Source organism: Nocardia macrotermitis (assembly GCF_009604405.1).
In the GTDB taxonomy this organism is placed as follows: Bacteria; Actinomycetota; Actinomycetes; order Mycobacteriales; family Mycobacteriaceae; genus Nocardia; species Nocardia macrotermitis.
Genome location: NZ_WEGK01000016.1, coordinates 13,759 through 34,985, shown reverse-complemented (window position 1 = coordinate 34,985; position 21,227 = coordinate 13,759). Strand labels below are relative to the sequence as shown.

The window sequence follows — 21,227 nt, the reverse complement described above, 5'->3', positions numbered from 1 at the left end:
TGCGTGTGATCGATGGGAACGCGCTGTGTGTCACGGTATGCGTGCTGCGGGTCGGGACGCATGTGCGTGTGATCGCGGCGCAAGGTTCGTGCAAGCGGGGGTGCGGACGATGGCCGCATGAGTACTGAACAGCATGTTCCGGTTCTGGTGGTCGGGGGTGGCATGGTCGGACTCTCGGCCGCGTTGCTGCTCGAATATCACGGTGTCCCTTATGTTCTCGTCGAGAAGCGAGCGGCGATGTCGGTGCTGCCGCGGTCGCGGGGTGTGCACACGCGGTCGGCGGAGATCTTCCGGCAGATCGGGGTGGGGGCGCGGCTCGAGCAGGTCGCCGCGACGGCATTGGCCAAGGGGAAGTTCGGCGGGGCCTGGCGGGGGTCGGCGCTGACCGACGCGCGGCCGCTGGACCTGTCCCACGTCGCCGCCGCGATGGCCGCCGCCGATCCGAGTCCGGCCAACTTCCTGTTCCTGCCGCAGGTGCTGCTGGAACCGGTGCTGGCCGACCTGGCCCGCAGTCGCGGCGGTGACCTGCGCTTCGGCGTCGAGCTCACCGATTTCCACGACGACGGCGACGCCGTTCACGCGACCCTGCGCGCGGCCGACGGCACCGAGACCATACTGCGCGCGGACTATCTCGTCGCCGCGGACGGCGCGGCCAGTACCGTGCGTCGCGCGTTGGGGATCGGCGGCTGGGAGCTGCCGCCGACGCATCATCTGATCAACGTGTTCGCCCACACCGATCTGACCGGCATCCTGGGCGGGCAGTCCTTCAGCCAGTGCGAGATCAGCGGGGAGCGGGTGCGCGGGCTGGTGCTGTCGAAGAACAACACCGACGAGTGGTCGTTCCACATCGAATACGATCCGGACGTCGAGACGCTCGCGGACTATCCGGAGCGCCGCTGCGTCGAGTTGATCCGCGAGATGGTCGGAGCACCCGAGCTCGAGGTCGAGGTGCTGGCCCGAAGTGCCTGGGACACCGGCGTTTTCGTGGCCGATGAATACCGGCGCGGCCGGGTGTTCCTGGCCGGTGACGCCGCGCACCGGCATGCGCCCTGGGGCGGTTACAACGGCAACACCGGCATCGCCGACGCGCACAACCTCGCGTGGAAGCTGGCTGCGGTACTGTCCGGCGCAGCTGGGCCCGCGCTGTTGGATTCCTATGTGGCAGAACGTCGTCCGCGTGCTTTGGTCGCGGCAGAGCAGGCACGGCTGGGCACCGACTTCCTGGCGCGGTACGGCATCGAAACCCCCGACAACGCCGCGGATGTGGCCCGGCGGCTCGACATCGGCGATGTGATGGTGCGTTATCGCTACTCCTCGTCCGCCGTCGCGGCCGAGTCCAGCGCGCCGCTACAGGTGCCGGAGTTGAAGGGGCAGAACGGAACTCGCATCCCGCACCGGTGGGTCGACGCCGCCGAAACCGTTTCGACCCTGGACCTGTGCGGTCCCGGTTTCGCCCTGCTCGTCGCGGGCACCTCCGCTCCCTGGCGTGATGCCGCCGCCCGAGCTCAGCGGGAGACCGGAATCGAGCTGGCCGTTCACGCGTTGCCCGAGGGCGATTGGTCCACCAGCACCGATCTCCCGGCGGGCGGTGCACTGCTGGTCCGGCCCGATATGCACGTCGCCGCCCGCTCCGACACCGGGCTCACGCCCGCGTCTCTCACCGACACCCTCCGCATCGTCACCGGTCTGGCCGTGAAAGCCGATGTGGCAGTGGATGTTCCGATGCAGTCCGTCTGACGGGATCACCGATTGCCGACGTCCGGCCGGTCACGCGTGAACCGGCCGGACCACGCGCGCGACAGCCGCCGCAGACGTAGGTTCGGAACCGCATCGTCCCTGGTAGCGAGCCCAACCACACTGGAATCCGCCGTAATTCGAGTTGTGACGGTCCGGCCGATGGGAGAGGATCGCGGTATGTCGATCATCGACGGCCGATCCGTGGTACTGGTCACCTTCGGCGGTCGCCGGGATCGAATGGAGCTGCTGGCGCGCTACGTGCGGGAGGCGCTGGACCGGCAACTCGTGGACGAATGGCACGTCTGGAGCCTGCCCCGCGACGATCACGAGGCGGACTGGCTGCGCGCACGTTTCCCGCATCCGGGCCGCACCGCGGACGACCTCGAATACCGTGCGGCGGGCGGCATCGATCCGGCGTCGGGGCCGTGGGGTGCGCGGGTGCGCGCCGGTCACGACGTGCATATCGGCCTGCGGGCCCGGCAGGAGAATTCCCCCTCGCTGGAGATCGTGATCGGCGGCTGGTCGAACGAGCGCACCCAACTCCGGCAGGTCGAGACCGTCGAACTCCTGGTGCGTGAAGACGGCGATCGAGCGGACGAGCCGACCGTCCTGACCGAGGTGTTCACGCCGGGTGTGTTGTCGGCGAACATGTTTCGGGACGTCGAGCTGTCGCTCGACGCATCGAGCCTGACCCTGACGATCGACGGTGCCACCATATTCCGCTGCGATGCCGATATCGCTGCCGCCGGATACGACGTCCACGTGAAGACCGGATACGGAACCGACGGCGAATGGCGTTTCACCGGACTCCCGGATACGCGGGAATACCTCTACCACGGCACCGAGCGATGGCGCGCCGGATTCGCCGAAGCGATCCATTTCTACGCCGCCCGCGCGGACCATCACGCCGACACCGTATTCCTGAAATGCGACGACGACATCGTCTATCTCCAGCTCGACAAATTGGAGGATTTCCTCCGATTCCGCCTCGCGCATCCGGAGTATTTCCTGGTGTCCGCGAACGTGATCAACAACAACGTGTGCGCCTACCACCAGCAGCAATCCGGAGCGATACCGACGAGCCTGATGGAATTGGAATTACCCCCGGTGGATTCGGTGGCAGCCTGTGGGAGAGCGCCACTCTGGCCGCCGCTCTGCACCATCATTTCGTCGACAATCAACAGCTGTTCGAGCGGATTCCGGCGACACCCGTCGAATGGTCGGGCCGGTTGGCCATGCACTTCGTCTCCTGGCTCGGCCGGGACCTGTCGTACATGTCCGCGAACATGGTGGACGACGAGCACGCCCTGTCCGTGCAGATACCCACCTACCTGCGACGTCGGCACTGTATCCACCCGAATTTCCTTGCCGCTCATCTCTCCTCCGGCAAACAGGCGAGCGCGCTGGATCATCATCCGATCCTCCAGCGCTACTGGCAGCTCGCCCTGGAGAACAAACTCGCCACCGACGACGAGGTGCGAGATTTCGAGAATTCCGGGCCGCCGGACGATCAGCTCGCGCCGACCCCGTCGGGCGGCGACAATCCGTGCGGGAGAATATCTCCGAGCGCGCTACGGCCGATTCCGCAGCGTCGACCGGGCGACGAACCGAATATCGCCATCATCGTATTGAATTTCAATACCTCAGAAATGACGAACCAACTCGCGGGCTATCTGAACCACCGCCTCGACTACGGCCGCAAATGGGTGTACGTCATCGACAACGGGTCCGATGAGCCGCCGCTGTTCGCCACCGACAAACTGCCGCGGAATCTGGGTTTCACGAACGGAATGTACGCCGGATACCGCATCGCCTCGGCCCGTGACGATTATGACGCCTTCTGGCTGCTCAATTCCGATGTGAGCTTCGACTACGGAAATGCCGTGCTGCGCAACCTGGTCGACGTGCTGTTCTCCTCGGACGACTACGCGCAGATCGCCCCGCAGCACAACTCGACGCATCCGTTCATGGAGCATGTGGACGAGGTCGCCACGGTCCTGCCCTTGCTCGAGCCCACCGCGACGCTCATCAAGCGTTCGACGATCGAACGGCTGGGCTTCTGGGATCTGGACATGGTGATGGGCTACGGCACCGACCACGACTACGGATACCGCATCAGACGCGCCGGATTGCGGAGCGTCGTCACCAGTCGCGCCCGGATCCACCACGTCCAGCATCAGTCCATGACGGATTTCGACGAGTACAACAACCGTGCCCTCGCCCAGGAGGACCTGGTGCTGGGCGCGAAATACGGCGCCGATTGGCGGCGCGTGCTGGACGAGATCTGATCCGCGCCGCGTATCGGCGCGGCGACGTTAGGCTGAGGGAGGTTGCCCAGCTACACGCCGGAGACGCGGAGAGGCGGGGTGCGCGTGTTGTTGCACGTCGATCTGGATCAGTTTCAGGCGGCGGTGGAATTTCGCCGTCACCCGGAACTGCGCGGCAAACCGGTCATCGTGGGTGGTCACGGTGATCCGCAGGAGCCGCGCAAGGTGGTGACCTGCGCGTCCTATCCGGCGCGCGGGTACGGGGTGCACGCGGGGATGCCATTGCGCAGTGCGGCGCGCAAATGTCCGGATGGGATATTCCTGCCGCTGGACATGGCCGCGTACTCCGAGGCATCCGACGAGGTGATTGAGCTGCTGCGCACCTTCCCGGTGCGGGTGGAGGTGCTCGGCTGGGACGAGGCGTTCCTGGCCGCCGACACCGACGATCCCGAAGGGTTGGCCCGCGAGATCCGCAGTGCCATCGAGGAATTGGATCTCACCTGCGCGATCGGTATCGGGGACAACAAACTTCGGGCCAAACTCGCCACCGGATTCGCGAAATCGGTGGGTAAATCCGGTGATTCGGAAGTCGAGGTCGCCGACGCGGGCACCGGGATCTTCCGGCTCACCGGGGAGAACTGGTTCGAGCTGATGTCGGATCGCCCGACCAGTGCGCTGTGGGGTATCGGTACCCGCATCGCCAAACGCCTCGCCGACCTGGGAATATCCACCGTCGCCGAACTCGCGGGGGCGGATCGGCAGGTGCTGGCCGCCGAATTCGGTCCCGGCACCGGACCCTATCTGTGGCTGCTGGGCCGGGGCGCTGGTGATACCGATGTGATCACCGAACCGCGAATTCCGGTGGGACACAGTAAATCCGAGACCTTCCCGCAGGATCTCACCGAACGCGCCGAGCTGGATGCCGCGGTGCTGCGGCTGGCGACCGCGGTGGCGCAGGAGGTGGCGGAGAACGGCCGGATCACCGTGCGGGTGGGAGTCACGGTGCGCACCAACACTTTCTACACCCGCACCAAACAGCGCAAACTCCCCGAGCCGACCACCGATGTCGCCGAGATCGCGCAGGCCGCGCTGGCGATCCTGGGCCGCTTCGAGCTGGATCGTCCGATTCGGCTGCTCGGCGTCCGCCTGGAACTGCTGCCCGAATAGCCCGCCCGAGTAGCCACACCGTATGCGCGGTATGTCACATTGGATGTGGACGCATATGGAGAGGGAGTCCTGATGAGCCAGTACGAGACGATCGAGTTCGAGCGCACCGGGAACATCGCCCGGATCACCCTGAACCGACCGAAGGCGGCCAACGGCATCAACCACGTTCTGGGCCGTGAGCTGGCGCAGGTGGCCTCCCTGGTCGCCGACGATCCCGAGCTGAAGGTCGTCACGCTGACCGGCGCGGGCCGATTCTTCTGCGCGGGCGGCGATCTGAAGGCGATGGCCGCGCAGGAGAGCGGCGCGGGACCGTACGTCAAGCATCTGGCGGACAATCTGCACGAGGCGATCTCGTCGTTCGCGCGGATGGAGGCCTTGCTGATCGTCGCGGTGAACGGCACCGCCGCGGGCGCGGGTTTCAGCCTTGCGGTGACCGGTGACATCGTGGTCGCCGCCGAATCGGCCTCCTTCACCATGGCCTACACCAAGGCCGGTCTGAGCCCCGACGGCGGCGCCTCCTACTACCTGCCCCGCCTGATCGGCATCCGCCGCACCCAGGAACTCATGTACTTCAACCGAGTCCTGTCCGCCACCGAGGCCCTGGACTGGAACCTCCTGCACCGCGTGGTCCCCGACGCCGACCTCCCGGCCACCGTCGACGCCCTGGCTGCCCAATTCGCCGACGGCCCCCGCCACAGCAACGCCAACGTCAAGAAACTCCTGCTGGTGAGCCCCGACCACACCCTCGAGGAACAACTGGCCCGCGAATCCGCCTTCATCTCCGCCGCCGCCTCCTCCCCCGACGGCACCGAAGGCATAGCCGCCTTCCTGAGCAAACGCGCCCCGAAGTTCGACTGAGCGTCCCACCCGCCACGTGCGGGCAGGCTCCATCGTCATCGTGATGGACAGCGGCGAATTCGATCGCTGTCCATCACGAACGACCCGGCATCCGGACCCGCTGTCCGAAACCGATTCGGTGACTCAGAACTCCCCGGCCACGCCGAATACCGTGCGGCCGGAGTGATGTCCCTCGCGGATGGCGCGCAGGACCGTCGCGGCCTCGGTGATCGGGGCGTAGTTCTCGAGGGCGGGGAGGTGTTGTGGTTTGAGGTCCTTGCCGAGGCGGGTCCAGAGGGTGCGGCGGTGGTCGATGGGGAATTGGACCGAGTCGATGCCGAGTAGTGCGACGCCGCGCAGGATGAAGGGCATGACCGTGGTGGGTAGGCCGGTGCCGCCGGTGAGGCCGCTGACCGCGGCCGCGCCGCCGTATTCGATCGAGCTGAGGATGTAGGCGAGGGATTTTCCGCCGACGCTGTCGACGGCCGCGGCCCACTGTGCCTTGCCGAGTGGGCGGATCTTCGCCTCGGGATCCTCGGGGAGGCGGCCGATCACCGATTTCGCCCCGAGTGCCGAAAGGTGTTCGCCCGCATCGGTTTTGCCGGTGGATGCGATGACTTCGAAGCCGAGGCCGACCAGGATGTCGACCGCGACGCTGCCGACGCCGCCGGTCGCGCCGGTGACCAGGACCGGGCCGGCCTCGGGGGCCAGTCCGCGGTCCAACAGGGCCTGCACGCTCATCGCCGCGGTGAATCCGGCGGTGCCCAGGGCCGCGGCCTCGCGCAGGGACAGGCTCTCGAGTTTGACCACCCATTCGGCGGGGACCCGTGCGTACTCGGCGAATCCGCCATGCTGCGAGACGCCGATGCCGTAGCCGTGTGCGATCACCGGATCGCCGGGTACGAACGCCGGATCCGCCGACGCGGACACCTCGCCGATCACGTCGATTCCGGGGATGATCGGGTAGTTGCGCACCACCCCGCCACCGGGGGTGATCGCCAGCCCGTCCTTGAAGTTCGCACTCGAATAGTGCACCTTGATCGTCACCGTGCCCGGCCCGAGGAAGTCGTCGCCGACCTCCTCCCGCGCCAGCACGACCCCGTCGTCCGTCTCGTGTGCCACCATCGCCCAGAACGCCATGGATCCGAGCATAGGGCGGCCACGCCTCCCGAGCGAGCATCGATTCACAGCCGCACCCCTTCTCCGAAGCCGCACCCTTTCCACCGGGTAATCACCACAGCCGGTGTGCGGAACGACACCGATCGATCAGCGCGAGTAGGACGCGACGCCGACCGGTCCCGCGCCCAGGCACAGGTGCAAACCCGGTGTGGGAGTACCGATTCGCAGCAGACCACCGCCGCCGATGACGCGCACGTAGACCGTGTGCAGACCCGCGCGAACGGGTGCGACGATGGTCTCGCCGTGTTCGAGGGCGACGCTGATCCGGCCGTCCGCGCTGGCCAGGTAGTTGATCTGTGCGGTCCAGGCGTTATCGATCATCGGGCCGTCGAGGGGGATCGGGATCGGCTGGGCACCGGAGATCGGATAGCCGCAGCCACGCACCGGCCCCTTGCGCACGCCGCGGTTCCACCAGACCGCGGCGTCCACGATCCGGCCGTCGTCGGTGATCATCCGCAGCCGGGGTGTGGCGTGCGCGAACATGCTCGGGGGTGCGAGCGGGGACAGTGCCACGCTGATCCGGTTCAGCGGATATGCCAAGGGGTTCAACACATTCCACGGCACCTCCTGTTCGAGCAGGGGTGGGCCGCCCGCGGCCAGTTCGGACTTCACGGTGGTGAGGTAGACGCGAGTCGGGTTGACCGACCACGACCGGCTGAAGGTGATCGTCGACCACATGCTGCTCACCACGAATGCCGCAACCAGCCCGACCACGAGCGGCGGCCGCAGTTCTCGTCGATCCGCCCGCCGCCTCGCCCGCAGCAACACGGCACCGGCCGCGGTCAACGGAACGGCCAGATCAGCCAGGTAACGCAACGATTGGGTCAGCTCATCGGTGGTATTCGGCCCACCCCGCACCAGCGCCACCGGCAACTGCGCGGCCAGCACGTAGACCACCACCGCCACCCAGACCGGCCACACCCGACGCCGCGTCCGCAGCGAATACACCACCACCGCGCCGACGACCACCCACGCCACCGCCACCGCCCAGGCCGGCGGCACCGCCCAGGGCGTCGATGGCACCCAACGCTCCCACCCCCACGGCCCGCCCACCAGCGCGGGCACCACCCCCCGCGAGATCGCGTGATGCAGCAGCGCCCGCACCCCCGCCGGCGTACTCCGCACCGCCGAGACGTGCACGACCGTGAGATATATTGCTCCCCAACACATCACCACCACCGCCGAGCCGATCCACAACTCCGCGCCCCGCCGCGCCACCGTGCGAATCGCCCGCCCGCGCCCGTCGACATACCGGATCAGCACCGCCGCGACGAACGCCACGAACGGCACGATCACCGACTTCTCGAAGAACAGCAGCGCCCCCACCAACACCACACACCCGGACACCGCGTACCGCACCCGCCCCGTCCGCACCAGCAACACCGCATCCGCCACCACCCACGCCAGCGCGATCTGCAACGGCAACGCGTTCAACGCCGCCGACCACCAGGCGAACGCGGGCAACGTCAGGGGGCAGAACAGATAGAACACCAGCGGAATCAACACCACCCATCGAATGCGCTGCCCCGACGATCCGGAATCCGCACCCGCCGACCCACCACGCGCATTCGTGGATGCGGCAACGTTCCCCGAGTCATCCACATCGCCCGCCCGGGCAACCCCGGCAAGATCCGCTGAACCTCCTGACGATTCGCACCCGTTGCTCGCTCGACCACCATGTGCTCCGGCAGACTCATCCACATCGCCCGTCTGCCGACCACGCGGTACGGCAGTCCCGGCAAGATCGGCTGAACCCCCTGACGATTCGCACTCGTTGCTCGCTCGACCACCATGTGCTCCGGCAGACTCGGCGACCTCACCAGGCACACCGCCCAGTCGATCGGCACCCGACCCTATGACCGCCGAAGCATCGCCCGATCGCCCTGATGATTCACGCACATCGCTCGTGCGCTTACCACGCGATCCATCAGCGTCCACATGTTGACCGGCCGACTTGCCGTCATCACCGGACCCGTATCCCGACGAGGTCAGCACGAACAGCATGCGCAACACCGACATCGAGGCGAGCAACTGCAACACCAGCATCGAGATCACCGGTCCCGTCCACACGTACGGCCCCAACCGCGTGATCACCCAGGCGACCCCGAATGCCGCGGGCATGAAATGCCCGTCATGGCCGTACAGCAGCAGATTCGTCGAGAACAGCGGAAATCGCCCGGCCCGCCCGGCGAGAATCAGATCATCCCAGTAGAAGAACCCTCGCCCGGCGACCCACCCGCGAACCGCCAGTTGCACCACGATGAGCCCGATCGCCACCCCCAACGGCCCGCGCACCCACCCTGTGCGCGCGATATCACCCATCCGCGACACGGACACCGCCTCCCGATGATCCGGCCGACGCGATATCCATGGCACCTCACCCTAGTGGCGTTTCCCGATTCCGTCGCCGGTGTTCCGCCCGACGCCTCCCATCGGCTCCGGACATAAGGGAAAGCCTCACCGCCAGCACATGATCCGACTACCCGTCACCTCCAGCGGCCTGCGCACCCATCCTGTGCGCGCGATATCGCCCATTCTGTTTCTCGAGATCCGACCGATGCGGTATCGATGACACCTGTCCCGATGCGCTGCCGCTGATGTTCCCAGCTTGCTTCGCACCAGCTATCGAAGATGGAAATCCATACTCCCGGAACGTGATTCGCGTCGCATCAGACCTGCACCCGGCAAGTTGTCGCCGACGCACCGGCCGGGAGGAAGTCGGAGACCACCGGAGCCGACCACACTGGCCCACATCGGAATCGGTCGACGCCGGCGGTTTCGCCGATGATCTTCGCTGCGGTCACCTCGGCGCAGCCGATGATGGCCGGCAGTGATGGCGCGATCCTGGTGATGCGGGTGCAGATCTCGTCGGCGAGGTGCGCTGACGATACTTCTGGAATCCGGAAACCGGGCTACCGTGACGGTGGATGAGACTACGAATCATGGGCGATAGTCGGGCCGAACGGCTACCGTGTGTGGGCCAGTGCGCCGCCCTTCAGGGCGGTGGTGAAGGTCCACGTGGGAGGGCTGCCAAGGCCCGAGCGTGCCCTAAACCGGGCGTTTGTGCTGCTCGATGTACTGGCGGAGAACGGAAATTGGTGCACCGCCGACCGATCCGGCGAAGTAGGAACCCGACCACAGCGTTTCGCCTGCCAGTAATGGCGGACGAGTTCGGGAAACTCTTGCCGCATCCGCCGCGACGACACACCTTTCAGGGAGTTCACGAGCCGCGAGAGCGCGACTTTGGGCGGGAAGTTCACCAGCAGGTGCACGTGGTTGGCTTCACCGTTGAACTCGATCAGCTCACATTCGAAGTCGGCGCACACGTCTCGCATGATCTGTTCCATCCGGGTCAGGTGCTGGTCGCTGAACACCCGATGCCGATACTTGGTGACAAAAACCAAGTGAGCGTGCAACACGAAAACACAATGCCTGCCAGTGCGTATCGACTCATAGTCAGCCATAAACCAATGGTAGTGTGGGAGTGTGCAACTCCGGTACAACTTCCGCGTCTACCCGACGCCCGGCCAGCAGGTTTCGTTGGCTCAGGCGTTCGGTTGCGCGCGGGTGGTGTACAACGATGCGCTGGCCACTCGTCGGGAAGCGCATCAGAGCCGGTCGCCGTACCTGCCGGATGCGGAGTTGTCCAAGCGCCTGACCGAGGCGAAGAAGACTCCGGAGCGGGCGTGGTTGGCGGAGGTGTCCAGCGTGGTTCTGCAACAAGCGTTGGCGGATCTGAATACTGCCTACCGCAACTTCTTCTCGTCGGTCAGCGGAAAACGGAAAGGTCCGAAGGTCGCACCGCCACAGTTCCGGTCTCGCAAGGACAACAGGCAGACGATCCGGTTCACGAAGAACGCGCGGTTCGCGGTGACCTCCAGCGGCAAGCTGCGGTTGCCGAAGATCGGGGACATTCCGGTGCGCTGGTCTCGGGACTTGCCATCCGAACCGTCGTCGGTGACGGTGATCAAGGACGTGGCAGGCCGGTATTTCGCGTCGTTCGTGGTGCAGATCGACGACGACCCGTTGCCGCCCTCGGAGTCCGAGGTGGGTATCGATCTGGGGTTGTCGACGTTCGCGGTGTTGTCGGACAGGAAGACGATCGCGTCGCCGAGATTCCTGCGGCAGGCCGAACGCAGGCTCCGCAAGGCGCAGAAAGCGTTGTCCCGCAAGGAGAAAGGCTCCAACAACCGGGCCAAGGCGCGACTGAAGGTCGCGAAGGCGCACGCGAAGGTTGCCGACACCCGGAAAGACTGGGCGCACAAGCATTCCACGGCGATAGTTCGCGAAAATCAAGGGATCTACGTCGAGGACTTGAACGTCAAGGGTCTGGGGCGCACGAGATTGGCGAAGTCGGTTCACGATGCGGGCTGGGCCATGTTCACCCGGTTGCTCGAGGAGAAGGCGGCTCGGTACGGTCGGACATTCGGCAAGGTCGATCGCTGGTTTCCCTCGACACGCATGTGCTCCGAATGTGGCGCGATCGGCGAGAAGAAACGACTGCACGTCCGGGAATGGACGTGCATCTGCGGTGTTACTCACGATCGGGATCTGAATGCCGCGAAGAACATTCTGGCCGCCGGACGGGCGGACAGACGAAACGACTGTGGAGCCGAGGTAAGACCGGAACTCGTTCCGGCACTTGGCTGAGAAGCAGTAACCCACCGAGAGCGGCACATGCCGCTGGTAGGAATCTCCACCCTTCAGGGCGGGGAGGACGTCAACGCGTGGTGTGTGAGCTGGCCGGCCACGTGGTCACCGGAATGACTTGTCACGCAGGCGACATCGTCCGACTCTTCGCTTCCGGTATTCGGTATCGACTGCATCCGACTGTCCTGACCGAGTTCGGATGTGCGGTTGTGGCTGGTGGGTGGATTTCGGCTCGGTGACGCTCACGGTGTCAGCATGCGGGTGAGGATGCGGTGGAATCTGTCGGGGGTGCAGGGGTCGATGCGGAAATCGGCGTATTGGCGGGTGTAGGTGTAGCGGCCGTCTCGGTGGACGTCGAACCAGCTCATGTAGCGGGGTGGGTGGGGGCGGTCGGCGTGGCGGTCGAGGCGGACTTCGATGTGGCCGTGTCCTGATCTGGGGGCGGCCAGCAGGCTGCGCATGCGGTCGGCGAGTGGTGGTTGGTCGGTGACCATCCAGGTTTCCGGCCACTCGTCCTGTACGCGCTCCCAGGTCTCGACCATCGCTCGGTGTCGACCGGCTGGTGCTTCACCTACCACTGCCGCAACGACTTTGGGGAGTAGTGCCGGTGAGCCGACCTGGACGATGATGTTGCCGCCGGAGTCCGGAGTCGGGCCTGCGCGCTGCACCATTGTGACGCCGATGTCCTCGGTCACGGCACCGTAGATCCGCAGGGGGTTCTTACGTGCGCCGACCAGTGTCAGCGATGTGTCCGGATCGGCGGCGGTCCGCAGTACGGGCAACAGATCCGGGTCCTGCAACACCGGGAGACGTCCGCGCAGCTCCTGGTCGATGGCCTCCCATTCGTCCTGTGACGCCACGGTTGGGTGGACGGCCAAGGGGGCCGGGATGCGATCCCAGCGGATCTGTCCCCAGGCATAGAGCAGTTCAGCCGGGGTGAATTCCCATTTCATGCCCGTCTGTCGTCCTTGTCACCGCGTGGGCGTTCCTTGTCGCGGTCCGGCGGGGCGGGCCGCTTTTCCCCGAACACCGGAGGTACCGCCGGAACCGGTTCGCCGACGAGGTCGATCTTGTTGCGCTCGTGGACGAGCAACTCGGGATTGCCTTTGCGGTCCCGGTCCTCCTTGCCGGTTCCCTTCCCGGCAGGCGCGCCCATACCGGGCATGCTCGATGCGGAGGTTGCCGCAGCGGAACGGGTCGCGGTGGCTGCGTTCGTGGTGGTGCTGCCGGTACCGGGGGTGCCCGGGACGCTGCGACCGGATTCGGGACGCGCGGACGAATTACCACCTGAACCGCCGGTGTACGAGATGCCGCTGCCGCCACCTGCGGTCGAATTGCCGTACGTGCTCGAACCCGGTGTGGCACTGCTGGAGTCGAGGCCCGTCGGTGATTTTCCGGCCGTATCGACGCCCGCCGGTGTGGTGGATGCCTGGTTGCTGGATGAAGGCGTCGTATTCTGTTGCTGCGCAGTCGAATCTGTTGGTTTCGCGGCGGCGGGATCGGTCTTGTGCTGGTTGGTGCTGTCGGACTTGTCGGTGGAATCCGACGGGTTCTTCTTGTCGGTGGGGTTCGTGTTCGTATCGGGGCCACTGGATGTCACGGCAGGTTTGCTCTGCGGAGTGCTCGGCCCCGGAGTGCCGTTCGGGTCCTTCGGTGGGACGTAGGTTGGAACCTGTTGCCCCGCAGGCTGATACGAAGGCACGTAGTAGTTGACCATCGCGTGCTGGGCGGCCTGTTCGGCTTCGGACGCGGAAGTGACATGGCCGATGACGGCGGCAGGGTTGTCCGAGCCGGTCGGGATCGCGGGTGAGGGGGCCGCCGGAATGGGCGGCACGGCACCTTTGACCACCTCCGCGCCGTAGGCCGCGCTCGTGATTCGGGAGGAGACACTCTGCGTCACGTTGTGCATATCGGTCAGCTCGTTGACGAAGCGTCGTGTCGCGTTCTGGAGGGCGTCGGAGGTCGCGCCCTGCCAGCTGCCGTCCGAAAGGGATTTCTGGACTTTGGAATTCAAGCCCATGCTGTTGAACATGACTGCGTCGGCGATTTTGGTCCATGCCTGGGCGAATGTCTGCATTGTGCCGGGTTGCATGGTGCTCACGCCGTCGAGGATCGTCTGATGCTTCATGGTCAGGAACGACTCCAGAACCCCCGCCGAGATGTAGTCGGCATCATGGCCGCCATCGGTCAGCAGTTTGTCCGCGTCCTTTGCGGTGTTCTCCGATGCCTGTGCGGCTTGGTTCTTCCGATACAGGTCGACAGTCATCTTGGGATCGCCACTCATACTGGCGGCCAGGGAGTTCGTGAAATTTGGATCTGAGCTGTCGGTAGTCATGCTCAGTTGTCCTTGCCTACAAAGGTTTCCAGAAGGGTGGAGATGTCCGTTATGTGATCGCACGACTTGACGCCATTGACGTTGCTCGCATCGTCGATGAGTATGGAGACCTCGAAGTATCCGACTTTGGTCTGCATGTCCAGGTCGCATTCATCGGCATTCGTCTTGTGGAGAATTATGGCGTTACGACCATCTATAGTGGTGTCTGCTATTTTGACTTTACCTGCGTACCTCTGCCTGTCCTCATCCATGGTGATGTTGCCGGACGTCAGCTGGAGATCGCTGTAAGAATTGGTTACTTGGCAGGTGAGGAAAGTGTATTCGGCTGCGACGTCGAACTGGCGTTTGCGAGTGGAGGGGTCGTATCCGATTTTTGAGATCACATCATCGGGAATCCAGGTGCACGGGTCGAAGACAACCTTGGGGCGACCGCTGGATTTCGTGTATTCGTTATCCTGTGACGGTGGTTGTAGTTTGGCTGCCGTCAGCGTGGGTCTAGCCGATGTAGATTCCGTACTCGATGGTGCCGAGCCTGTGGAAGTCGTATTTGCGGACTGATTATCGCCTGTACTACAGGCAGTCAATATCAGGCTGATTGCCGCGAGAGAAGCCAGTGCACCGGATCTAGGCATCGGAAATCTTTCTGCTCGCCGCTCTGGTTGCTGCGGCATTCGCCGCATCGACTTCCTGGGTGAGTTTGGCCGCTTGCAGGACTGCGGCTTTCATCCGCAGCGCAGACTCTTGCGCCGATTTGAAGGCGTCGAATGCCTGTACGGCCTTGGTTTCGAAGCCGGATTGCAGATGCTTGGCCGAATCGAACCCTCCGAAGCCGTCGAGCCTCTGTAGGTATGCGACCTCTGTGCCGCGCTGCCTCATCTCGTCAGCGATCCACTGGTAATGCCCCGCGACCTCGTGTGCGGCTTCAACGGTCAACGTGAACGTGCCCGCATTCACCTCCTGCCACAGCTGCGCAGCCGCGCCCTGCCCGAGTGCCATGCCGTCCCCTCCCGTACCGGATGCCATCTATACATGGCCTACCATTTTTACACGGTACCGCTCAGCTTTCGAGCCATCCCTGACGGTTGCGCTCCTCGAAGTAGGCGTCGTCGTCTTCCTCGTACCGCTGGTCCTGCTCGATCCGCGCAGCGTGCGCCTGTGTCGCGTTGGCATCGGTGAACGTCGAGATCGCCTCGAACCGAGGGTCGGCCTGCAACTCCGCGATCGCCTGTTCGGCCTGGGCCTGCTTGTCCGCCACGGCAGCCTCGTACGCCCGGAGGATGATGTCCTCCTCGTCCGAAGTCAGTGCGACGAGCCTGTTCTCGGCGTCCACGGTCACCCGGATGCCCTTCACCATGCCGACGCCGCGGATCCGCTCCAACGCCTGTTGTGCGCGTTGCACTTTGAGCCCGAGTTCTTCGAAGTTGTTGCTCTGCGGGAACATCCGTCAACCCTTTCGGTCGGTTGCGGGAGCGGCCGTCAGGACGGTCGTCTGAGTTCGGTCGGTTGCGGAGTGGTCGTGCCCTCTCCTGACTTCGGAAAGCAGGGAGACCCCGAGGTGATACTCAGTGACCCATCACCTTTCCCGGCATTCTTGATCACCAATGAATAGCCGTCCGGGGTCCTCACTCCTGCCCAACTGGAGGAGGAGTCAGGGTTCAGCCGGAAACCGCGGCCTGTCCAATAATCGCGTATTTCCTGGAAGTAGTGATCGGTTTGACCACCAGGGAGACCTGCGATCCAGTAAGCGATTGTCGTCTGCACGGGGTTGCGAGGATCATCGTTATTGTCGTCGCAGGGCACGTTGATCACGATTTCGGGGCCGAGTGTGGCGAGATTCGGGTTGTCGGGAGTTGCCGATAGCTGTACTCCTGAAGGCAATTTCCGTAACGTGTCGAGCAGATAAGTATTGATATGTTCTCGCGCAACGGATTCTGTCAATGTCATATCCATCCGTCCTCCTTTATCGGTCTCGCATCCGGTGAGCATTCCAACCACAGTGGTCAGCGTGATTGTCAAGGCGACAAGCGATGAGTGGATATTCCGATTTCTCATTTTATCGCCATCGCTTGATCGCCGTGCTGGGCTATGATGTCGCCCATGCCTTGCAGTGACTTGCTGTCAGGATCCCAGTAGTTACTGTGTGTATCGGAGTTGTAGTAGTACCAATCTGCGCTGCCGGGATCCGATTTGAATACGTGTGCACCGTAGTCTTTGTCGGTGGGGTTCGTGCCGTAATCATCGATGCCGGGTGTGTATCGCGCAATCTGGCTTTCGGCGTATTGCGGTACGGGGTCATGTTGTGCTTCGGTGGCATATACGTGGTTTTGAACTTCGTTGTGTGGGACACCGGTCAAATTCAGTTCGTCGGCACTATCAACAGTTGTGCCCGGACTGGCGACGAAGACTACGGCATCGGCATTGAGACTGCGTCCGTGTGCGGCCGCATCGCCGACCAACGTGGTTCCATAACTGTGTCCGACCACCGTATTGTATGACGGGGAACCATCGTGTGAGGCCCGCAAGCCGTCTTGGAACTTGTCCAGTGCGGATGCGCCATCGTCGGCGTAATGACGCTGCGTAGCATTTGTCAATCCTGGTGGTGCGTCATATCCCAACCAGGAAACCACCGAAGTATTATTTGCCCCGGCAAGATTGGCTTGTCTACGCATGAAGTCAGCCCGCGTCATCTCGCGGTCGATAGATGATGGTCGTGACGAGGTGCCCGGCACGTAGGTAGAGACGTTTGCCGCGGTGTCCGGGTTGCCGCTGGCGATAGCCGCATGCGGATTCTTGCCACTCTGACTGTCGAGCAACATCAGGTACCGGTCGGGTTTGTTCACCTCTGCCGCAACGGTTTTCAGGTCACCCAGCTTGTCCTTGACGGTGGGGTCACCGTTCTGTGCGCGAGTGAGTTCGTCCTGAAGCGTCAGCCGGTTGTAGTGATCACGGTCCACCGTCGGCAGCCCGTCGTGATTACCGAGGTAGTGATCGTGCTGGTAGAGCGCGTCTTTCTCAGCGGGAGTCAGAGTCTCCCAGAAATCGTGCAACTTCTTCGGATCGGTCGGCAGTTGCGATTTACCGTCGAGAATGTCCTGAACCTGCGAGCGCACCGGCGCGGCATCCGGAGTCTTCTCGTAGGTGGCGAGCGTTTGCAGATCGGTCGTGATTGCCTGTGCCGCTTTGGTTTCCGCATCCCCGAATTGGGTCAGCAGGTTCTTGATCCGGGTCTGGAATCCGGATGCCTGCCCCGACAGACTCTGTTGCAGCAGAACCGTCACGAGCGGCTTACCCGGTGCGGCCGCCGCGGGGGCTTTGGGGGCGGTGACGTTGCCTTCGTCGTCCACGGTCATGCCCGCGAACGGGATATCGGTGTCGACGATGGTCAGCAGTGAGGTCCGGTAGCCGTCGAGTTCGCCACCGTAGGTGTTGAGCGCGTCGGCGAGCGTGACGACCGTCCCCGCAAGGTGATTCGCGGCGAGTTCCTGTGCCAACCCGCGAGCCGACGCAGCGGTGGCGGCATCACCTTTCCAACTGTTCATCGCCGTATCGACGTCACGGTTCATCTGCCCGACCTCGGCGGAGAAGGTGTCGTTCTGGGTGATCAGATTCGCCGCGAGCGTGGCCATCGTGGCCGGTCGACAGTTCCGCACATGGCTGATGGTCGTCATCGCTGTGCACCGCCGGTGTACCGATGCAACTGCGCGGCGAAAGCCTGATCGGTCTCCTCATACGTCGTGGCCGCCGTCTTCGCGCCCTCCGACATCTGGCGAATGTTGTCTCCGATCAGGGCATACGCCTTCGACACGGCATCGGCGATCTGATCAGCCGAGCCCTGAACCGGCGAATTCGGCATGGTCACACTACCGGTGACCTTGATCTTCGCGATCGCATCGGAATGACCGGCGAGGGTGCCGCCGAGCCGATGCAACGTATCGAGGTCGGCCTGGAGAAAATTGCTCAAAGTATCCCCCTGAGAGCTGAGTTGCGACTACGGGTTCTGCTCGATTTCGGCGTGAACGCACCCGCGTTCACCGCCTGCCACAGCTGCACAGCCGTGCCATGCCTCCCCTCCCATGTGTGGGCCATCTATACATGGCTTCCCATCTTTACACGGTAGCGCTCGGCTTTCGAGCCATCCGGGATGGTTGCGGTCTCCGAAGTGGCGTCGCCCTATTCCGCGTACCACCGGTTCCGGTCGATCCGCGCAGCATGCGGCCGTGCGGCGTCGTGATCGGTGAACGTCGGGATCGCCTGTTCGGCTTGGGATTACATGTCCGGTACGGTGGCGGCCTACACCCGGCGGATGATGTCCGCCGCAATCATGGTCGTGCTACAAAGGCTGTTTTCGGCGTCGACGATCGCGCGGATGTCCTCCACGAGGATGAGGCTGGCGATCCGGTTCCAGCGCAGGTTGGATGCACTACACCGCAGCGTCGAGTTCTTCGAAGTTATTGCCCTGTGCGAACATTCGCCGTCGCCGTCGCCGTCGCCGTCGCCGTCGCCGTCGCCGTCGCCGTCGCCGTCGCCGTCGCCGTCGCCGTCGGTGTCGGTGTCGGGCGGGGGTGGACAGTATGTCCTGCGGATTGGTGGCGTAGGAGGTAAGCCGACTTTGTTTTCGGAAAGTGCCGGATCGTCAGGCGTGGGCCGTTGCAGGGGCGGGTGTCAGGACGGTCGTTCGAGTTCGGTCGGTTGCGGAGTGGTCGTGCCCTTGGCGGCCTGTGGAAAGCAGGGGGATCCGGCCGTGATGCTCAGTGAGCCATAGCCTTTGCCCGCACTCTCGATCGACAGTGAATAGCGGTCGGGGGTATCCACCGATGCCCAGTCGCTGGTGGAGTCCGGATTCAACCGGTATCCGCGGTCGGTCCAATAGGTGCGCGTCAGTTCGAAGTAGTGGTTGTCCTGACCTCGGGGAACACCGGTGATCCAGTATGCGATGACAGCTTGTACGGGGTGTCGGGGATCATCGTTGTTGTCGTCGCAAGGGACAGTGAGCGCGGCGTCGTTAGGACCGAACGAGCTCAGGTCTGGATGATCGGGTGTGCGGGACAACCCGACACCCGACGGCAATCCTCGCAGGGTATCGAGAAGGTAAGTGTCGATACGGTTCCGTGCGGCAGACTCGGTCAATGTGGTGCTCATCTGTACACCACTGTTGTTCTCCCGGCCGCATCCGGCGAGCAGCCCGGCAACAGCCGTCAAGGCAACGAATGTCGCGCCAATCCCTTTGCGTGCGAGGATCATTCGATGGCTCCTGGTTGATCCTCGTCTGCGGCGATGATGTCGCCCACCCCCTGTAACCCCTTGTCCCGCTGAGCTTTCAGTGCAAGCCCAGCCGATCGTCCCTATGGTGAATCCCCGTCGCCCTGCTGATCCGGCTCGGCCTTCCACTCGCGGTACATCTCGCCGATCTCCTCGACTTCGTCACGGGCTCGCTGCTGTACCCGCTGGGCGAAGGCGATGGTGCCGAGGTGGATGAATTCCTGAGCGTTGCGTCCAGGGTCGAAGTTGGCCATGCGGGCGGCCAGCATTGCCGCCGACGTCTGCATATCCATGCCAGCACCGCTGGCCGGCTGGTCCTGCCACCAGATATCCGTGAGGTTGGCGGCGAAGTCGGCGGCCAGCTCTTCAACCCTGTTCCAGGAGTCGGTCAGCCGGGTGGTGTACTCCTCGACTGTCATCGGTTTGGGTTCGGTGGCCTCCGGCGCAGCGGTGACCTCGGCGTTCGCAATCGGCTCTTCACTCACGATGCCCCCTGACGATTCCCCTTGAAGGCCAACGGAATCAGCGTACGCGGTCGAACTGACCGTCCGCGACTCCCTTGGTGAATGCGTCCCATTCGGCAGCGGTGTAGACCAATGCCGTGGAACCGCCGACGATCGTCGCGCCGCCGGCGGGATGCAGTGCGATGGACACCGTGTCGTCCAAGCTGGCCGAGGTTGCGCTCAGGACCAGGTGCAGGAAGGCGGACCACAGGTCGGGTGCGATGGACACGATCGGCTGATCATCGGACGGGCCGACGTATTTGCTGTCGCGGATGTGCACTGCCTCGGCTCGATGAGCGATTTCGACACAGGTGTGCTCGGATCCGGAATGGGTGGATTTGAACCAGGCTGTGTACATGCGATCACCCTATCTGCTGAGCTGTCTGTTCGATCAGACGCAGAGATTCCTTGCGACTGAGCGCAACCGAATGCACTCGATCGTATAGGAAGCTCAGCTCCGCGACCCGCCTCGTTTCCTCGACCACCAAGCCATACACCGCTGTTTCGAGCCAGCCGAGCGTTGGCATCCTGGTGCTGGCGAAGTTCAGGAGGTGGAAGGTCGCGGTGTTCAATGCGGCTATCGATCCCCTTGCGTCGAAAGGGATTACGCGGATATCCAAGGAGTCGCCGAGGGTATCGGCCAGCTCGACCAGATGGAGCAATTGACGGCGTTGCACCTCGGGGCCACCCACCTGTTGCATCAGGGGTGCTTGCCCGATGACGACTGACATCTGCACCCGGTCCGGCCCCTCGAGCAGGCGTTGCCGCTGCAAGCGTGCTCGGACTCGTTGCTCCGCCTCGCTGGGCCGTCCGGTCGCGGTGATCGACGACATGATGGCTCGGATGTACTCCTCTGTCTGCAAAAGTCCTGGGATGACACCGAATTCGAAACTGCGAATGCTCTGCGCGCCGTCTTCCAGACCGTAGTAGCGCAAGAGCTCGTCCTGGAACATGCCGGAATATTCGGCTTGCCAGCCTCGTTCCTCGGCCGCGGCCCGAAGTTCGCTCAGTTCGGCGAGTTCGTCCGCGTCGAATCCCAGCAGCGGCGCGAGCACCTGCAATCGATCTTCGGTCAGCAGTCCTTTGCCCTTGCTGAGTAGTGACCAGTACTGCTGGGTGATCGACAGCTTCCCGAAGATCTCCTTCGACTTGATTCCGCGACGTTTGGCCTGTTCACGGACTCGGAGCATCAGTTCCCAGTTGGCGACAGTGGGCGACGTGCGGGCCATCTCACTCCTCGACTCTCGTTCGGAGACTCTCGTTCGGGCAGTCTGAACAATACATATTCAGTTA

The 21,227-nt window shown here is 63.9% G+C and carries 19 protein-coding genes and 2 pseudogenes; 6 read left to right on the top strand and 15 right to left on the bottom strand.

Going from position 1 to position 21,227, the window contains the following annotated elements:
• The first annotated feature begins 117 nt into the window (after positions 1-117).
• The 5 genes and pseudogenes from NRB20_RS29765 to NRB20_RS29745 all read left to right on the top strand — a co-directional run bounded on the left by NRB20_RS29765 (position 118) and on the right by NRB20_RS29745 (position 6,029).
• A complete protein-coding gene (locus tag NRB20_RS29765; protein WP_153414743.1) occupies positions 118-1,737 on the top strand; it encodes an FAD-dependent monooxygenase in 1,620 nt (539 codons plus the stop codon).
• A 159-nt stretch (positions 1,738-1,896) separates the two neighbouring features.
• Positions 1,897-2,385: pseudogene (locus tag NRB20_RS39695) on the top strand (hypothetical protein); the annotation flags it as partial.
• Between the two features lie 392 nt (positions 2,386-2,777).
• Entirely contained in the window at positions 2,778-4,025 is a 1,248-nt protein-coding gene (locus NRB20_RS39070; RefSeq protein ID WP_264766395.1) for a glycosyltransferase family 2 protein, read from the top strand.
• A 78-nt stretch (positions 4,026-4,103) separates the two neighbouring features.
• Entirely contained in the window at positions 4,104-5,171 is a 1,068-nt protein-coding gene (locus tag NRB20_RS29750; protein ID WP_319945566.1) for a DNA polymerase IV, read from the top strand.
• A 72-nt stretch (positions 5,172-5,243) separates the two neighbouring features.
• Positions 5,244-6,029, top strand: a complete 786-nt coding sequence (locus NRB20_RS29745) for an enoyl-CoA hydratase/isomerase family protein (protein WP_153414740.1) — start codon at positions 5,244-5,246, stop codon at positions 6,027-6,029.
• A gap of 123 nt (positions 6,030-6,152) precedes the next feature.
• On the opposite strand, the gene NRB20_RS29740 is transcribed toward NRB20_RS29745, so the two are convergent.
• From NRB20_RS29740 to tnpA, 3 genes and pseudogenes are all read right to left on the bottom strand, one after another.
• Entirely contained in the window at positions 6,153-7,148 is a 996-nt protein-coding gene (locus tag NRB20_RS29740; protein ID WP_153414739.1) for an acrylyl-CoA reductase family protein, read from the bottom strand.
• A gap of 126 nt (positions 7,149-7,274) precedes the next feature.
• The gene (locus NRB20_RS29735; protein WP_194290050.1) at positions 7,275-9,509 is read right to left on the bottom strand and encodes a hypothetical protein; all 2,235 of its coding nucleotides are present in this window, start codon (positions 9,507-9,509) and stop codon (positions 7,275-7,277) included.
• Positions 9,510-10,235: 726 nt separating this feature from the next.
• A pseudogene (gene tnpA / locus NRB20_RS29730) lies at positions 10,236-10,651 on the bottom strand (IS200/IS605 family transposase).
• Between the two features lie 22 nt (positions 10,652-10,673).
• Here tnpA and NRB20_RS29725 point away from each other — a divergent pair.
• Positions 10,674-11,837, top strand: a complete 1,164-nt coding sequence (locus tag NRB20_RS29725) for an RNA-guided endonuclease InsQ/TnpB family protein (RefSeq protein WP_319945565.1) — start codon at positions 10,674-10,676, stop codon at positions 11,835-11,837.
• 242 nt (positions 11,838-12,079) lie between these two features.
• On the opposite strand, the gene NRB20_RS29720 is transcribed toward NRB20_RS29725, so the two are convergent.
• From NRB20_RS29720 to NRB20_RS29665, 12 genes are all read right to left on the bottom strand, one after another.
• Entirely contained in the window at positions 12,080-12,790 is a 711-nt protein-coding gene (locus tag NRB20_RS29720; RefSeq protein ID WP_153414737.1) for an ESX secretion-associated protein EspG, read from the bottom strand.
• Positions 12,787-14,235, bottom strand: a complete 1,449-nt coding sequence (locus NRB20_RS29715; protein ID WP_153414736.1) for a RodZ family helix-turn-helix domain-containing protein — start codon at positions 14,233-14,235, stop codon at positions 12,787-12,789. Before NRB20_RS29715 ends, NRB20_RS29720 begins: the two co-directional genes overlap by 4 nt.
• Positions 14,175-14,804: a DUF3558 domain-containing protein gene (locus tag NRB20_RS29710; RefSeq protein WP_194290049.1), complete on the bottom strand. Its 630-nt coding sequence runs from the start codon at positions 14,802-14,804 to the stop codon at positions 14,175-14,177. The genes NRB20_RS29715 and NRB20_RS29710 overlap by 61 nt, the downstream gene beginning before the upstream one ends.
• On the bottom strand, positions 14,797-15,168 hold the full coding sequence (locus NRB20_RS29705) for a hypothetical protein (RefSeq protein ID WP_153414734.1): 372 nt from the start codon (positions 15,166-15,168) through the stop codon (positions 14,797-14,799). Before NRB20_RS29705 ends, NRB20_RS29710 begins: the two co-directional genes overlap by 8 nt.
• 61 nt (positions 15,169-15,229) lie before the next feature.
• Positions 15,230-15,613, bottom strand: coding sequence for a hypothetical protein (locus NRB20_RS29700; RefSeq protein ID WP_153414733.1), 384 nt, complete (start codon positions 15,611-15,613; stop codon positions 15,230-15,232).
• Positions 15,614-15,648: 35 nt separating this feature from the next.
• A complete protein-coding gene (locus NRB20_RS29695) occupies positions 15,649-16,122 on the bottom strand; it encodes a hypothetical protein (protein WP_153414732.1) in 474 nt (157 codons plus the stop codon).
• 98 nt (positions 16,123-16,220) lie between these two features.
• Complete coding sequence (locus NRB20_RS29690; RefSeq protein ID WP_153414731.1) at positions 16,221-17,840, bottom strand: alpha/beta hydrolase; 1,620 nt, start codon at positions 17,838-17,840, stop codon at positions 16,221-16,223.
• A complete protein-coding gene (locus NRB20_RS29685) occupies positions 17,837-18,133 on the bottom strand; it encodes a hypothetical protein (RefSeq protein WP_153414730.1) in 297 nt (98 codons plus the stop codon). The genes NRB20_RS29690 and NRB20_RS29685 overlap by 4 nt, the downstream gene beginning before the upstream one ends.
• A 701-nt stretch (positions 18,134-18,834) precedes the next feature.
• A complete protein-coding gene (locus NRB20_RS29680) occupies positions 18,835-19,413 on the bottom strand; it encodes a hypothetical protein (protein ID WP_153414729.1) in 579 nt (192 codons plus the stop codon).
• A 101-nt stretch (positions 19,414-19,514) separates the two neighbouring features.
• Positions 19,515-19,916, bottom strand: a complete 402-nt coding sequence (locus NRB20_RS29675; protein WP_153414728.1) for a hypothetical protein — start codon at positions 19,914-19,916, stop codon at positions 19,515-19,517.
• 37 nt (positions 19,917-19,953) lie between these two features.
• Positions 19,954-20,292 (bottom strand): DUF397 domain-containing protein, encoded by a 339-nt coding sequence (locus tag NRB20_RS29670; protein WP_153414727.1) that lies wholly within the window; start codon positions 20,290-20,292, stop codon positions 19,954-19,956.
• A gap of 4 nt (positions 20,293-20,296) precedes the next feature.
• Entirely contained in the window at positions 20,297-21,163 is an 867-nt protein-coding gene (locus NRB20_RS29665) for a DUF5753 domain-containing protein (RefSeq protein WP_153414726.1), read from the bottom strand.
• Between the last annotated feature and the right edge of the window lie 64 nt (positions 21,164-21,227).

What these genes read in the sequence shown, in the direction of transcription:
- NRB20_RS29680 (WP_153414729.1), bottom strand. Translation starts at nt 19,413, where the DNA reads ATGATCCTCGCACGCAAAGGGATTGGCGCGACATTCGTTGCCTTGACG.
- NRB20_RS29670 (WP_153414727.1), bottom strand. Translation starts at nt 20,292, where the DNA reads ATGTACACAGCCTGGTTCAAATCCACCCATTCCGGATCCGAGCACACC.
- NRB20_RS29740 (WP_153414739.1), bottom strand. Translation starts at nt 7,148, where the DNA reads ATGGCGTTCTGGGCGATGGTGGCACACGAGACGGACGACGGGGTCGTG.
- NRB20_RS29665 (WP_153414726.1), bottom strand. Translation starts at nt 21,163, where the DNA reads ATGGCCCGCACGTCGCCCACTGTCGCCAACTGGGAACTGATGCTCCGA.
- NRB20_RS29720 (WP_153414737.1), bottom strand. Translation starts at nt 12,790, where the DNA reads ATGAAATGGGAATTCACCCCGGCTGAACTGCTCTATGCCTGGGGACAG.
- NRB20_RS29735 (WP_194290050.1), bottom strand. Translation starts at nt 9,509, where the DNA reads ATGGGTGATATCGCGCGCACAGGGTGGGTGCGCGGGCCGTTGGGGGTG.
- NRB20_RS29705 (WP_153414734.1), bottom strand. Translation starts at nt 15,168, where the DNA reads ATGGCACTCGGGCAGGGCGCGGCTGCGCAGCTGTGGCAGGAGGTGAAT.
- NRB20_RS29765 (WP_153414743.1), top strand. Translation starts at nt 118, where the DNA reads ATGAGTACTGAACAGCATGTTCCGGTTCTGGTGGTCGGGGGTGGCATG.
- NRB20_RS29695 (WP_153414732.1), bottom strand. Translation starts at nt 16,122, where the DNA reads ATGGATATGACATTGACAGAATCCGTTGCGCGAGAACATATCAATACT.
- NRB20_RS29710 (WP_194290049.1), bottom strand. Translation starts at nt 14,804, where the DNA reads ATGCCTAGATCCGGTGCACTGGCTTCTCTCGCGGCAATCAGCCTGATA.
- NRB20_RS29700 (WP_153414733.1), bottom strand. Translation starts at nt 15,613, where the DNA reads ATGTTCCCGCAGAGCAACAACTTCGAAGAACTCGGGCTCAAAGTGCAA.
- NRB20_RS29690 (WP_153414731.1), bottom strand. Translation starts at nt 17,840, where the DNA reads ATGACGACCATCAGCCATGTGCGGAACTGTCGACCGGCCACGATGGCC.
- NRB20_RS29745 (WP_153414740.1), top strand. Translation starts at nt 5,244, where the DNA reads ATGAGCCAGTACGAGACGATCGAGTTCGAGCGCACCGGGAACATCGCC.